Source organism: Nocardia sp. NBC_01730 (assembly GCF_035920445.1).
Classification (GTDB): domain Bacteria; phylum Actinomycetota; class Actinomycetes; order Mycobacteriales; family Mycobacteriaceae; genus Nocardia.
This window is the reverse complement of record NZ_CP109162.1, coordinates 2224108-2237900: the sequence shown is the minus strand read 5'-3', so window position 1 is coordinate 2237900 and position 13793 is coordinate 2224108. Positions and strand designations below refer to the sequence as shown.

Annotated in this window: 7 protein-coding genes and 2 pseudogenes; 5 read left to right on the top strand and 4 right to left on the bottom strand. The window is 66.2% G+C overall.

Annotation, left to right across the window (positions count from 1 at the left end; genetic code table 11):
• Window positions 1-60: 60 nt before the first annotated feature.
• The 4 genes and pseudogenes from OHB12_RS08615 to OHB12_RS08600 form a co-directional block, all read right to left on the bottom strand.
• Window positions 61-1629: pseudogene (locus tag OHB12_RS08615) on the bottom strand ((2,3-dihydroxybenzoyl)adenylate synthase); the annotation flags it as partial.
• Window positions 1630-1661: 32 nt separating this feature from the next.
• Window positions 1662-3869 (bottom strand): acetate--CoA ligase family protein, encoded by a 2208-nt coding sequence (locus tag OHB12_RS08610; RefSeq protein WP_327117830.1) that lies wholly within the window; start codon window positions 3867-3869, stop codon window positions 1662-1664.
• Window positions 3866-5572 (bottom strand): FAD-dependent monooxygenase, encoded by a 1707-nt coding sequence (locus OHB12_RS08605; protein WP_327117828.1) that lies wholly within the window; start codon window positions 5570-5572, stop codon window positions 3866-3868. Before OHB12_RS08605 ends, OHB12_RS08610 begins: the two co-directional genes overlap by 4 nt.
• Window positions 5573-5671: 99 nt before the next feature.
• Window positions 5672-6484 (bottom strand): PaaX family transcriptional regulator, encoded by an 813-nt coding sequence (locus tag OHB12_RS08600; protein WP_327117826.1) that lies wholly within the window; start codon window positions 6482-6484, stop codon window positions 5672-5674.
• A gap of 231 nt (window positions 6485-6715) precedes the next feature.
• On the opposite strand from OHB12_RS08600, the gene OHB12_RS08595 reads away from it, so the two are divergent.
• The 5 genes and pseudogenes from OHB12_RS08595 to OHB12_RS08575 all read left to right on the top strand — a co-directional run bounded on the left by OHB12_RS08595 (window position 6716) and on the right by OHB12_RS08575 (window position 13495).
• Window positions 6716-7447: an alpha/beta fold hydrolase gene (locus tag OHB12_RS08595; RefSeq protein WP_327117824.1), complete on the top strand. Its 732-nt coding sequence runs from the start codon at window positions 6716-6718 to the stop codon at window positions 7445-7447.
• A 96-nt stretch (window positions 7448-7543) separates the two neighbouring features.
• Window positions 7544-8152 (top strand): TetR/AcrR family transcriptional regulator, encoded by a 609-nt coding sequence (locus OHB12_RS08590; protein ID WP_327117822.1) that lies wholly within the window; start codon window positions 7544-7546, stop codon window positions 8150-8152.
• A 66-nt stretch (window positions 8153-8218) separates the two neighbouring features.
• Window positions 8219-9109 (top strand): alpha/beta hydrolase, encoded by an 891-nt coding sequence (locus OHB12_RS08585; protein WP_327117820.1) that lies wholly within the window; start codon window positions 8219-8221, stop codon window positions 9107-9109.
• A 369-nt stretch (window positions 9110-9478) separates the two neighbouring features.
• Window positions 9479-11643: pseudogene (locus OHB12_RS08580) on the top strand (acyltransferase family protein).
• Between the two features lie 421 nt (window positions 11644-12064).
• Window positions 12065-13495, top strand: coding sequence for an amino acid permease (locus OHB12_RS08575; protein WP_327117818.1), 1431 nt, complete (start codon window positions 12065-12067; stop codon window positions 13493-13495).
• Window positions 13496-13793 lie beyond the last annotated feature (298 nt).

Genomic DNA, 13793 nt, shown 5'->3' with positions numbered 1-13793 from the left:
CCGGGCGAGGCGTTCGCGGATGTCGTCGCGCAGCGCTTTCTTGTCGATCTTGCCGACCTTCGTGGTGGGCATCGTGGCGATGAGCTCGAGCCGTTCCGGAAGCTTGAACCTGGCTACCCCGGCAGTGTTCATCACGGCGGCGACATCGGCCAGGGCTATCGAATAGCCTTGCGCTACGGTCAGATACAGACACAAGCGCTCACCGAGTACGGGGTCGGGCATGGCGACGGCGGCGGCCATCTCGACGCCGTCGAGTTGGTATGCGAAGTTCTCGACTTCTTCGGCGGAGATCTTCTCCCCGCCGCGGTTGATCATGTCCTTGTCCCGGCCCGCGACGACCAGGTTGCCGTCCGGGCGGCGTCGGACGATATCTCCGCTGAGGTACCAGCCGTCGGTGGTGAATGCGCGCGCATTGTGTTCGGGGGCGCGGAAATAGCCACGCGGGGTGTAGGGGCCGCGGGTGAGCAGCGCGCCCGGAACGCCGTCGGGCACCGGATTGCCGCTCTCGTCGACGACCAGGATCTCGTCGGCGTCGCTGACCGGCCTGCCCTGGGTGATCAGGATGATCTCCAGGTCGTCGTCGAGCCGGGTCATGTTGATCAGTCCCTCGGCCATACCGAACACCTGCTGCAGCCGTGCGCCCAGCACCGGTTCGACCCGGGCCGCAAGCTCGTCGGGCATGCGTGAGCCGCCCACCTGTAGCACGCGCAAGCTGTCGCCGCACAATATCTTTCGCTCACGCTGATACTCGATCCAGCTCTGCGCGATCGCGGGAACGACGGCCGCGATGGTGACGCTCTCGGCGTCGATGGTGCGCAACGCGCGCTCGGGGGACGGCGAAGGCAGCATTACGGCGCGGCCACCGACGAACAGTGTGCCCAGCACGCCGGGACAGGCCAGCGGAAAATTGTGGCTGCAGGGCAGCGTACCGAGATAGACCGTGCTCGAATCGAATTCGGAAACCTCATTGCACCGCAGAATGTTGTAGGCGTAGTCGTCGTTGGTGCGGACGATCAGCTTGGGCAATCCGGTGGTGCCGCCGGAGAGCAGCATGCAGGCGACATCGGCGCCCGTGGGCTCGTAATCGGCTTCGGCGAAGCGCACGGTCGTGTCGAAAGTAGCTCGAAGGCTGTTCTCCGGAGCATATTCCGGTGAGCCGGAGGACAATTCACCATGCACCAGGACGGAGCGGAGGCTGGGCACCTGGACCGCGACCTGCTGGGCGACCTGCCGCAGATCTGTGTCACGGTCGATGTCGGCCACCACGATCGCGACGGCTCCGGCGACCGCGGCCAGATGCGTGAGCTCGTGTTGCCGGTGCGCAGGCAGTGCCATCACCGGCACCACCCCGATGCGCAGGCAGCCGAGTGTCAGCGCGACGAACTCCCAGCAGTTCGGCAGTTGCAACACGATGCGGTCGCCCGGCGCGATGTGCAGATCGAGCAGCGCCTGCGCGCAGGATGCGGCCCGATCCCACAGCTGCCGGTAGGTCAGGCGGGTCGCGCCGTCCGCGACGGCCTCGTCATCCGGGCGGCGGGCGACCTGCTCCGCGATGTGGGAGGCCAGCGATCTGCCCTGCCAGTACCCTGCCCTTCGGTATTCCGCTGCGACGTCGTCGGGCCAGGGCACGACACCGTCGATCGACACGGGAATTCGGGTGTTCACGGCAGCTCTCCTTCGAGCCGGTCCTGCGTGGCCACGACGACCGAGTCGAGCGCGATCAGGCCGGTCGCGGTCAGCCGCAGGGGATTGATTTCGATATCGCTGATTTCCGGGTGGTCGGTCAGGTAGTGCGCGAGAGTCACCGCGATGCGCGCGAATTCACCCCGATCGAGGACCGGGCCGCCGCGCCAGCCGTCCAGCAGGGCGGCGCACTGCAGGTCGTCGAGCATGGCGGCCGCGCCCGCGACGGTGACGCGGTGGCTGCGGATGGCGACATCCCCGATCGCCTCGGCCGCTGTACCGCCCGAACCGGCAACCACGATCGGGCCGAACACCGGGTCGCGGCGGGTGCCGAGGAACAAGTCGACACCGGGTTCGGCCATACTCTCCACCAGATAGGCGGGTGCGCCGATCGCGTAAAGAGCGTCGAGCGCCGCGTCGAGTTCCGTGGTGGTGCGAATGTTCAGGTGTACCCCGCCGATTTCGGTCTTGTGCAGCACCGCGGGATCGAGAATCTTCACCACCACCGGGAGTGGCAGGTCGGTCAGTGCGCGGTGGGCCGCGGCACGGTCGGTACACACTCGCCGAGGTGGGGTGGCGATTTCCAGCGCGTCGAGCAGATCCTTGGCGATCGCCTCGTCGGCCGGCAGAGCGATAGCCGGGGCCGGCTTGTTTGTGTCCGCCGAGCCGGGCGGCCGAGCCGGAGTCCCGGCCGGATCCACACCGGTGGATTCGGCAGAGGAGAGAAGGGAGGCCGGAGCGCGTTGCGAAACCGGCGTCTCACCGTTTCCTGAGTGCAGATACCGAGCCCTCGCATCTGCTACGAGTGCCCGGATCCCGACCGCGAGCGCGGAAGGACTCGACAGTACAGGGACGGCTAATTCGGCTGCTGCACAGGCAGTTCCGGCGACAGCGAAAGCCGGTCCACCGATGCCGAGCACCACCGGCATGCGCTCGTGCACCCCGGAGCGGAGCACCGCGTCGGCGAGATCGACAGCATCGGGCTCGGCGAGCGCATAGACCGCCATGGCATCGATCCCGGGATCGGCAGCGGTGGCCGAGAGCACGGCATCGAACGTCGGTCCCGGTCGGCCGGTGTCCACCGGATTCGACTGGTAGGTCATCGGGGGCAGTAACTGCGCGAGGTGCTGCTGGGTCGGCGCAGCGAGCGTAGGTACCCGAACCGCGTCTGCTAGAAGCTGATCCAGTAGCACCAAGCCGGGGCCTGCCTGCGCGGTGACCACACCGATGCCCGGCGCGGCGGAGGCGGGCAGCCTCGTGCGGCTCAGCACCGCCAACGCGTCGACCAGCTGCTGCTCCGAATCCACCACCACGGCACCGGCTTCCGCGAGCAGGGCACGCGTAGTACGCCACGAGGTCGCGAGGGCGCCGGTGTGGGATTCGGAGAACGCCGACACGTCGCTGCGTCCGACCGCCATCGCCACCACCGGCTTGTCCGTGCTGACCGTGTGAAGGGCGGACAGCAGTGCCGCGCCGTCGTCGACCGACTCGATATGCAGTGCGACAGCGGTGATCGACGGATCGGTGTGCAGATATTCGAGCACGTCGACATGGGTGACGTCGACGCAGTTACCCAGTCCCACGCCGAGCCCCACGCCGACGCGGTGCTCGGACAGCAGGAACGACAGCGCATGATTCATTCCGCCGCTGGCCGCGACGACAGCGACCGATCCTGGGACGATGTGCCGGACAGTCGGCACGAAGCTCACCGTCGCCTCGCCGGGCCGGAAGAATCCCGAGGTGTTCGGTCCCAGCAGCCGAATACCCGTGGCGGCGATGATCTTCGCCAGCTCCTCCTGTAAGCCGACACCCTCGCCGCCGACCTCGGCGAATCCGCCCGAGCAGATCAGGGCAGCGCCGACACCACAGTCCGCTGCCTCGCGCAACGCGTCGGGAGTGGCAGCCGCAGGAACACATAGCACAGCCAAATCCAGTGGACCGGCATGGAATTCGGTGGCCGCACGCAAGGAGGGATGCATGCCCTCACCCTCGAGCCTCGGGTTGATCCCATAGACCGCTCGGATGCCGGTGCCGCCGTATGTGACGGCTTCGAGCATCACTGACCCGAGTTTGCCTGGCACCGCCGATGCGCCGATGACTGCGACCGAGGCCGGACGGAAGAGCTTGTCGAGCCGCGCACGCGCCATGGACGAGGTATCGGCGGGGGAGATCTGTGTCGTGGTCATCGTGCCGCCTCGACATCGGCCGGAACCCGGGCGGCAGGCTGCGGATCCGGTTCGAACGCCACCGCGTCGGCGCGCCCGGACAGGATCAGCGTGGCCGCACAATCGTGCTCGTCGACGGCCCGGCGCGCACGGACGGCGGTGGGCGCGTCGACGAGGATCGACGGGATGTGGCGGTTCAAGCGCACGTGCTCCGAGCACAGGACTCGCGACAGCGGGGTGCCGCCGCGCACGACAACCGCGTCGGGCCGCGACGCGCACAGCCGGTCCAACTCGGCGCGAACATCGGCAGGCAGCGAGTTGGCATCGATGTCGGGGGCGATGACGAGGGGGACCGTGCCGTCACCGCCTGCTGCCCCACGCACCGCGGACAGTGCTGAGCCGCCGTCCCCGAGGCGTATCCGGTCGTCTCCGCACTCGGTCAGCTGAAGCATCCGGGAGCCGAACGTGGTCGACCCCAGCCGCAGCGGCGTGTCGAGCGGGGCCGCACCGAATTCGGCGTGCCACGCACGCTCGGTGGCCGCGATGAACTCGCCGTCGCGCACGCGGATCTTCTCCGCCGAGATGGATCGGCTGAAGAAGTGGAATCCGAATTGCCACGGCTCGAAGGCGCGGTAGTACTCGCCGAAGTGGTCCCACCACGACAGGCTCGGCATCGACGAGTCCTGGATCTTCGCCACCTGCGGCCTGCGGATCTCTTGGAATCGAGTGAGCGCGGCCTCCAGATCGGCGGGATGCTCGGCAACGGTAGCGGCTAGCGCGGCGGCGTCCTCCATGGCCATCTTGGTGCCCGAACCGACCGAGAAGTGCGCGGTGTGTACGGCGTCACCGAGCAGCACCACCGGTGTGCCGCAGGTGCCGCGGGTATGCCAGCGGTCGGTCCGGCGGGTGCGGAAGTTGGCCCAGCGAGAGTTGTTGGCCACCAGTGGTTGTCCGTCGATCTGGTCGGCGAACAGCCGCTCGAGGTAGCGCTGGGTCACCTCGTCCGACGTACCTGGCGGGGCGGACATGTCGAATCTGTCGAGACCCGCACGGCGCCAGGTGGTTTCGTCGGTCTCGACGATGAAAGTGCTCAGACCGGAGCCGATCGGGTATCCATGCACGGCGAAATTGCCGTGCTCGGACTGTTCGTGCAGGAAGGTCAGCCCCCGGAACTGGTAGGTGGTGCCGAACCAGATGAACTCGACCGCCGCCTGCTCGACCGAATGTCCGAGTTCGTTGAGGAATCTTTGCCGCACAGCGGAATTGGTGCCATCTGCCGCCACGATCAGGTGGTACTCACCCCGGGCGTCGAGCTCATCGACATCCGCCTCGGTCGAGAAGTGCAGCCGCGCGCCCAGCGCTGTCGCCCGCTGCCGCAGGGCGCTGAGCAGTTCGCGACGGTGAATGGCCGACATCCCGTTGCCGCCGGCCGCGACCGTGGCGTTCTTGAGGTGGACCTCGATGCTGTCCCAGTGCCGCCCGTGGGCGGCCAGCGCATCCCGCAGCACCGTGTCGACCGTGTCGACATTCTCCAGTGTTGCGTCGGACAATACGACCCCGAAACCGAACACATCGGATTCGCTGTTCCGCTCGAACACGTCGATGACGGAGCCCGGCACGGCGTGCGCGAGCGCAATGGCGGCGAATAGACCACCAGGGCCACCGCCTATACACGCGACGCGCAGGGGCGGCGGGGGAGCGGGGTGCTGATCTGGGAGTGACATCGGTGTCGGCCCTATCTGACTGTGGCGCGGATCGCACGTACGAAGCTATTGGCAGTATGTAACAGATTTCTCCCATTCGTCAATTGATGTGTTACATATCTAGGTGACGCCGGCTGTCGGGGCTGCGGCGACCGACGCGACGAACGACTCGGCTTCGGCGCGCAGGACGTCGTGGCACTCGGTGAACACCTCGTGCGCGGCGCGGCCGCGCCAGCCGGTAGGCAGCAGCGTCTCCGGCAGGTCTGGATCGCGGAACGGGTAGCGCCGGTAGTGCTGCACCAGCATTATGTGCTCGATCAGCGCGGTACTGCCGGTCGGGCCGCGCCGGTAGCGGGCCAGGCGCGGGCGGAACTCTTCGATGAATGTCTGATAGTCGGCGCCGAGCTCGCTGAGATCCCAGCAGCGCTGGGCGATCAGGCGGTCGCTTGGCAGGCCTGCGGTTCTACTGCGCAGGAACTGGATCCGCAGGTCGTCCTCGCCGTCCAGTGCCTCGCGCAGCTGCTTTTCCCGGTCGTGTGGCGAGAACCAGACCGTGCCACCGTAGGTGCCGAAGCCCCACCAACTCAGCGACTTCGCGATCCGCTTGCGCTGCTCGCGGTCAAGGCCGGACTCGTCGACCAACGCTTGAGTCCAGGTACGGTCCCACGCATCGTGGTTTCGCTGGAAGATGCGGCTGCGGCCGTCGTCGAGCAGCCGCCAGCTCTTGTCGTTGAGCAGGTAGGACACCTCGCGACCGGACTTCGTGGAATCGAACCAACCTTCCTTGCGCAGGCGGGTCATCACCACCCGCACCGTCGCCGATTCGACGCCGAAAACGCCCATCAGCTCGGTGAGGACCCCGAGCTTGGCGCCGCCTCCCGTGTATCGGAAGAACTCGCCGTATAGGTCGAACACCAGTGCGCGTGGTCGCATCGCACTCCTTTCGGGCCGCTGTTCATTGCCGCAATATGTTTCACTTCTCTTGACATACTATCCGTTCATGTCACATAGTGACAGGGCTCACAGATCGCCGATTTCGAAACGTCGCCCTCGGGCGTCCGTCGTCCGCGCGCGATCGAGAGAACCGAGTCGTAGGAAAGTCTGCCCGCACTCGCGGCGGCATCTCGCTTTCTCGACTGTCACCACTTGCAGAAGGAGACAACGATGTCGCGTACGTTCGTCCTCGTCCACGGCGCCTGCCATGCCGGATGGACCTGGCGGCCGGTGGCCGAGCACTTGCGGGCGCACGGCCACGTCGTGTACTTGCCGACACTGCCGGGTCTGAACGCCGGCGACCAGCGCGCGGATGTCCACCTCGCCGATACCGTCGATTACCTCGTCGACTACGTCGAGCGGGCCGACCTGCGCAATGCCGTCCTAGTCGGGCACAGTTGGGGCGGCTTCCCGGTGTCCGGTGCGGCCGCGCGGCTTGCCACCCGCCTCTCGCGCCTCGTGTACTGGAGCGCGTTCGTTCCGCACAGCGGCGAGACCCTGATCGACCTGTGCCCGCCCGCCTACGGCGAGATGTTCCGCGCGTCGGCAGCGGCGTCGCCGGACAACTCGGTGATGTTCCCGTTCGAGGTCTTCTGCGCAGCATTCATGCAGGACGCCTCCCCCGAGACACAGAACGTGGTGTACCCGCTGCTCGAGCGCCAGCCGTTCCACACCATGAACGAAGCGCTCGACCTCGACGAATGGGAACGGCTACGGCTGCCGTCCGCGTATGTGCTCTCCAAGGACGACCTCGCCCTGCCGCCTGGCGAGTTCGCTTGGGCGCCGCGATTTCCCGAGCGTCTTCCCGGAGCTCCGGTGATCTACACGCCGGGCAGCCACGAATCGCAGCTGACGCAACCCGAAGCGCTCGCGGAGGCGCTGATCCAGGCTTCGGACGGCTAGAAGCAGCGGCGAACGACAGTCGAGACCGGTTGCCACGCCATCGGGCTCGTGCTCGTGCTCGTTCGCCGGCGTTATCGGCCGTCGTACGGTGGTCGGATGCCTGACGGTCAAGACTTGCCGAGTGTGGGGCGGCCGCGGAACCGCACAGTGGACAGGGCGCTGCTCGATGCCGCCGCCCGGCTGATCGCACAGCGTGGTTACGGTGCGCTCAGCCTGCAAGCGGTGGCGGATGAGGCGGCTACGACGCGACCGGCGCTGTACCGGCGCTACGCGGACCGGGCGGAGCTGGTGGTCGCGGTGTTGATCGACCGCTACGGGCTGCATCCCGGTTCGGCGGATCTGGGCGGTATCGAGGCGGAATTGTTCGCGATCCAGCGCCACCAGATGGAGTTGTTCACCGACGAGGTCCTGGGCAACGCGTTGCCCGGCCTGCTCGACGACCTGTCGCGCAACGAGGCGCTTGCTGCCAGTTTCTACGAGCGATTCCTGCGGCCCCGCCGCAGGTCCACCGCTTCCATCCTGGATCGGGCGGTGGCAAGGGGCGAGATAGCGCCGGGCATCGATCCGGAATGGATCTGCGATCTCATCACGGGACCAATGCTGATGCGTGCGCTGCTTCCGGCCGTCGGACCGATCGATGAGCGGTTGGTACGGCTGACGGTGCGATCCGCGCTGGACGCCGTCGGGTTCTCGGGGCGTGATTGACGCCACTCGGGTCTGTCACTATTCTTCGAATAATTACGTTCCAAATTGTAACGAAAGGGGTCTGCTGTGCGCACCGACGTGGAGTTCGTCAGCAGGGGTGTGACATTGCGGGGATGGCTGTACCGCCCGACCGATACCGCGGCTGACGCTCCGCTGGTCGTGATGACCCACGGTTTCGCGGGAGTGAAGGAGTGGGTCGCCCCCTTTGCCGAGGTGCTGTCCGATGCCGGCCTGGCGTGCCTGGTCTACGACCATCCCGGATTCGGAACCTCCGACGGCGAGCCCCGTTTCGAGGTGGATCCGGAGGCGCAGATCGACGGATACCGCGATGCGATCACCTTCGCACAGCAGCTCGGCGGCGTGGACGCGGAACGAATCGGGGTGTGGGGGACGAGCTACGCGGGCGCACATGTGCTCGTGGTGGCGGCCACCGACCGTCGGGTGCATGCGGTGGTGTCGCAGGTTCCGCTGACCCAGGGCTGGGCGACCTTCACGCGGTTGGTTCCGTCGGTGCAATTGCCTTTCGTGCGGGAGGCGATCGCCGACGATCGGAAACAACGCTTCGCCGGCGCACCGCACGCGACGATCAAGGCGGCGTCCGACGATCCGTTGGAACTGGTCGCCATGCCCGGCGCCGAGGTCTACCGATGGCTCATGGACAACGGGCCTCAGGTCCCCGCCTGGCGTAACGAGGTGACGGTCTCCAGCATCGATAAGTTCCAGTCCTACGCTCCCGAGGCCTTCATCCGCCGGGTCTCGCCCACGCCGCTGCTGATGATCGTTGCCGAGAACGACACGCTCACACCGGCCGATCTGGCGTTGCGGAGCTACGCCGAGGCCTTGGAACCCAAGCAGCTCGAGCTGCTAGAGGGCGGGCACTTCTCGGTGTACGAGGAACGGTTCGGCAAGGCATCGACCGCCGCGCGTGATTTCTTCGTCCACCACCTGCGTAAGTGATCCCAGCTGACCTGGGATGAGCACAGTGGCACCAGGCCACCGATACTCGGGGATGCCCGCCGCCGCCTTTGCCTGTTTCACCAAGCACTTGCCAGAATTACACTTCTGTGGCCTGTGATTCATCTCGACGGTGAAATGAAACGGCCGGATTCTATTGCAGGAAACGGAAAGTATGGAAATAAATGTTGCGTGATGAACCATCTCGTCGGTCTTGGCGGCCCGCTGGCTGATTCACTTTTCGTGAGCGACTCGACGACCCGCGGCCACCCGATCCGATCACGCAGGGCTGTATGAAAGATCGAGGCCAGGATGCCCGGCGTGCGGCGAGTCGTCGCGACATAGCCGACGAGGCCGATAACAATGCTGCCCATGACGGCCACGGTCGGAAGCGGATTGCGAAATCGGCGGGCAGATCGGGTTCTCGACGCGGCGCCGCAACGGGGATTCAGGTCCGATATCGAGGGATTGCGTGCGGTGGCCGTACTGGCTGTCATGCTTTTCCATGCGGGTGTGCCGGGGATCAAGGGCGGATTCGTCGGCGTGGACGTCTTTTTTGTCATTTCCGGCTTTCTCATCACCGGAATCCTCTGCCGCGAAGCGGCGGGTACCGGCACTTTCTGGCTGGCCCGGTTCTACGGCGCCCGCGCCCGCCGGCTGCTGCCCGCGGCAGGTATTGTTCTGGTCGCCACCGCGGTCTTCGCGGCCGTGTTGCTGCCGCCGCTGCAGGCCCGCCAAGTGCTCGGCGACGGGATCGCCAGCGCACTGTATGCCGGGAACTATCGACTCGCCCTGCACGGCACCGACTATCTTGCCGCCGACGCGCCTCCCTCGCCGTTTCAGCACTTCTGGTCGCTCGGTGTGGAGGAGCAGTTCTATCTGGTGTGGCCTGCGCTCATCATCGCCACAGCCTGGCTCGTGCGGCGGCGCCGAACCGCTTCGGCCTCCCCGCTCCCGTATCTGATCGTTCTCGCGGTCGTCGCCGCGCTCTCTTTCGCGATCTCGCTGATCTGGACCGGCGGGCTGCGCCCATGGGCGTTCTTCTCGCTGCCCGCACGGGCCTGGGAGTTGGCCGCAGGCGGCATGGTGGCGCTCTCGGCCGTCGTATGGTCCCGGCTGCCGAAATCGGTCGCTGTTGCCGCCGGATGGGTCGGGCTGATCTTGATCGGCGTGGCCTGCACTCGACTGAGCGGGACAACACCCTATCCAGGTTCCGCGGCGCTGGTGCCCGTCCTGGGAGCGTCCCTGGTGATCGTATCCGGCTGTGTCGAACACGATTCGGAGTCGGTCGCGTCCTGGCCGTGCCCGAGATGCGGGCGATCGGCACAGTGTCCTACTCCTGGTACCTCTGGCACTGGCCGGTGTTGGTGCTGGCACCGCAGGTGCTCGGCCACCCGCTCGGGCTGGTCGGCTCACTGGGCGCGGTCGCCATGGCCGGCGGACTCGCCATGCTCACCCAGTGGTTGGTCGAGAATCCGGTCCGCTTCGCCGTCCGGCTGCGAAGTTCGGCCACACTAAGCCTCGCTTGTGGCGGCGCGAGTACCGCAGTCGCCATCGGTGTGGCGCTCATGCTGCTCGTGCTGGTGCCCGCACCGGTCGGCCGTGGCATGGCGGCGCCGACCCTGACGCTCACGGCACCCGAGACACCGGCCGTTCCCGCCGTCGACCCGCGCGATGAGGCGGTCGGGCAGTTGGTCGCACAAACGCAGTCCGCGATTGCTGCCTCGGCGGAAATTCGTGCTGTCCCTTCGAATCTCACCCCCTCGCTCGCCAACGCGGCCGGCGACAAGGCGGAGGTATTCGTCAACGGCTGCGTACGGTCCTGGCATGATGTGGGCGGCGCCCAGTGCGCCTCCGGCGATACGGGCTCAGCCACCACGGTGGCCTTGGTCGGCGATTCACATGCCGCGATGTGGACTCCGGCGTTCGAGCAGATCGCCGCCTCGCGGCACTGGCGGCTGGAAACCATGGCCAAGGTCACCTGCCCACTGCTCGACCTGCCTATCACCAGCCCCTATCTGGGCCGCGAGTACACCGAATGCGATCAATGGCGTGGCCAGATCCTGGCCCGGCTGCGGGACGAACGCCCGCGGCTGATCGTGGTGAGCATGTCCCGGCGCTATGGTGGCGACTTCGGCTTCGTCTCCTACGACCAGGCGTGGATCGCCGGCCTCAACCGCCTGGTTGCCCAGATGAGAGAGTTCGGCTCGGCCGTCCTCGTTCTCGGGGGGGTCCCCGATCCACACTCCACCGTGCCGGCGTGCCTGTCGGAACATATCGACGATGCCTCCGCATGCACCCCCGCGCGGCCGGTCGCGGTGAACGACACTGGTATCGCCGCCGAGCAGGCGGCGGCCACTACCGGCGGCGGGCAGTACGCAGACCTGACCGCGCTCTTCTGCACCGCCTCCCGCTGCCCCCTGATCGTCGGTAACAACCTGGTGTACCGCGATGACAATCACCTCACAGTCAGCTACGCCCAGACCCTCGGACCGGTCATCGGCGCGCTTGTCGACCGCGCGCTTGCCCATGGCTGAGCTGCCCCGACCGGCCCAGGGCCTGTCGACCACTCAGGCGCTGCGTGGTGCGTACATGATGACGGCGACGCCGATCAGGCAGATGGTGGCGTCGGCCATGCCCCAGGCAGTCCGGCGGCTCCGGCGGCGAGGAGGGCGAAGCCGAGCGGTTCCAGCCACGACAGGCTCAGTAGCGTGATCCCGCGGCCGAGGATGCCGGCCGCGATCAGGATGGGCCAGGCAGCACCCGCCGCAGATAGGCGTGCTCAGCGCGAGGCTGAGGAGCTTTTCGGTGACCAGAGCGGCGGCAGAACGGCAATCTTCACAGTATTGATCGTCGTGCCATTCAATGGCGGTACATTACCTGACGATATAGTTCATCGCTCGAGAGGTCTCGGCCGTGGCAATCGATCGACCTCTTTCGGAGGCTCCCTCAGACGCGATGTACGCCGAGGACGCCGGTTATCACAAGTCGCTGCGGCCGCGTCAGCTGCAGATGATCGCGATCGGTGGCGCCATCGGCACCGGACTGTTCCTGGGCGCGGGTGGGCGTTTGGCCAGTGCCGGCCCCGGATTGTTCATCGTGTACGCCATCTGTGGCGTGTTCGTGTTCTTCATCCTGCGGGCGCTCGGCGAGCTGGTGTTGCATCGCCCCTCCTCGGGATCATTCGTCTCCTACGCCCGTGAGTTCTACGGCGAGAAGCTGGCATTCGCGGTCGGGTGGATGTACTTCTTCCACTGGTGCATGAGCGGAATCGTGGACATCACCGCGATCGCCACGTATGTCCATTACTGGGGAGCGTTCGAGGTGCTACCGCAGTGGCTGATCGCCCTGGTGGCCCTCGCGCTGGTGGTGAGCGTCAACCTCGTCTCGGTGAAGTGGTTCGGCGAGCTCGAGTTCTGGGCCGCGCTGATCAAGGTGGTCGCGCTGGTCGCCTTCTTGATTGTCGGCACGGTCTTCTTGGCCAGCCGGTCCACACTGCAGGGCATGCCGACCGGTGTCGGTGTGCTCGTCGAGCACGGCGGCCTTTTCCCGGTCGGTCTGCTACCGCTGGTGACAGTGACGACAGGTGTCGTCTTCGCTTATTCCGCAGTGGAATTGGTCGGCACGGCGGCCGGTGAGGCGGAGAATCCGGAGAAGATCATGCCGCGCGCGATCAACTCCGTGATCGCCCGGATCGCACTGTTCTACGTCGGATCGCTCGTGCTGCTCGGTCTACTGCTGCCATACACGGCGTTCAAAGCGGGGGAGAGTCCGTTCGTTACGTTCTTCTCCACACTCGGAATCGGTGGGGCCGATTCGATCATGAACATGGTCGTGTTGACCGCAGCCTTCTCCAGCCTGAACGCCGGTCTGTATTCGACAGGTCGCATTCTGCGCTCGATGTCGATGAACGGCAGCGCACCGGCGGTGGCGTCGCGAATGTCGAAGGGCGGCGTGCCCTATGTCGGCATTCTCGCCACCGGCGCGATCGCGCTGATCGGTGTCGGGCTGAACGCTGTGGTACCGGAGGAGGCATACGAGATCGTGCTGAACATGTCAGCACTCGGCACCATCGCGTCGTGGATGGCAATCGTGGTGTGTCAGTTGCAGTTGTGGCGTCGGTCGCGCCGCGGGCTTGTCGAACGTCCGTCTTTCCGGTTGATCGGCGCGCCTTATACGAGCGTGGCGACATTGCTGTTTCTCGTCGGTGTCGTCATATTGATGGCATTCAGCGACGATGACGTGCAGCGCGGCGCCGTGATCGCGGCCGTGGTCATCATGGTTCCTGCGCTTGTCGTCGGCTGGCTCCTCGCGCGCAAAAACGTGGCGAGCGTCGCTCGGCGTCACGAGACTCCTGAAATCCGAACGCATCCAACGCATCTGCGCTAGCCAACGCGCCATCGATGCCCGGTCGGTTGCTTTGAGCCGTCTTGGGCTGGTTGGAGGCGCTGAGTCTCCACCGGATCCCGGACGGCTCAAACAACCGACCTTGCGGTAACGGAGCACTTGCCCGAACCTACGCAGGCTCGGGAAGGCGCTTGCGCTGCAACCGGGACGATTACCTGGATACGCCGTCGTTCGCGGGACTGCTCGAGATCGGGGAAGTAGCCACTCATGCCCGGTGAGAAAACCTCAATGATCGTGAGCTATCAGAGTTTTGACTGCTGGCGGCGATTGTAGGGCCCGG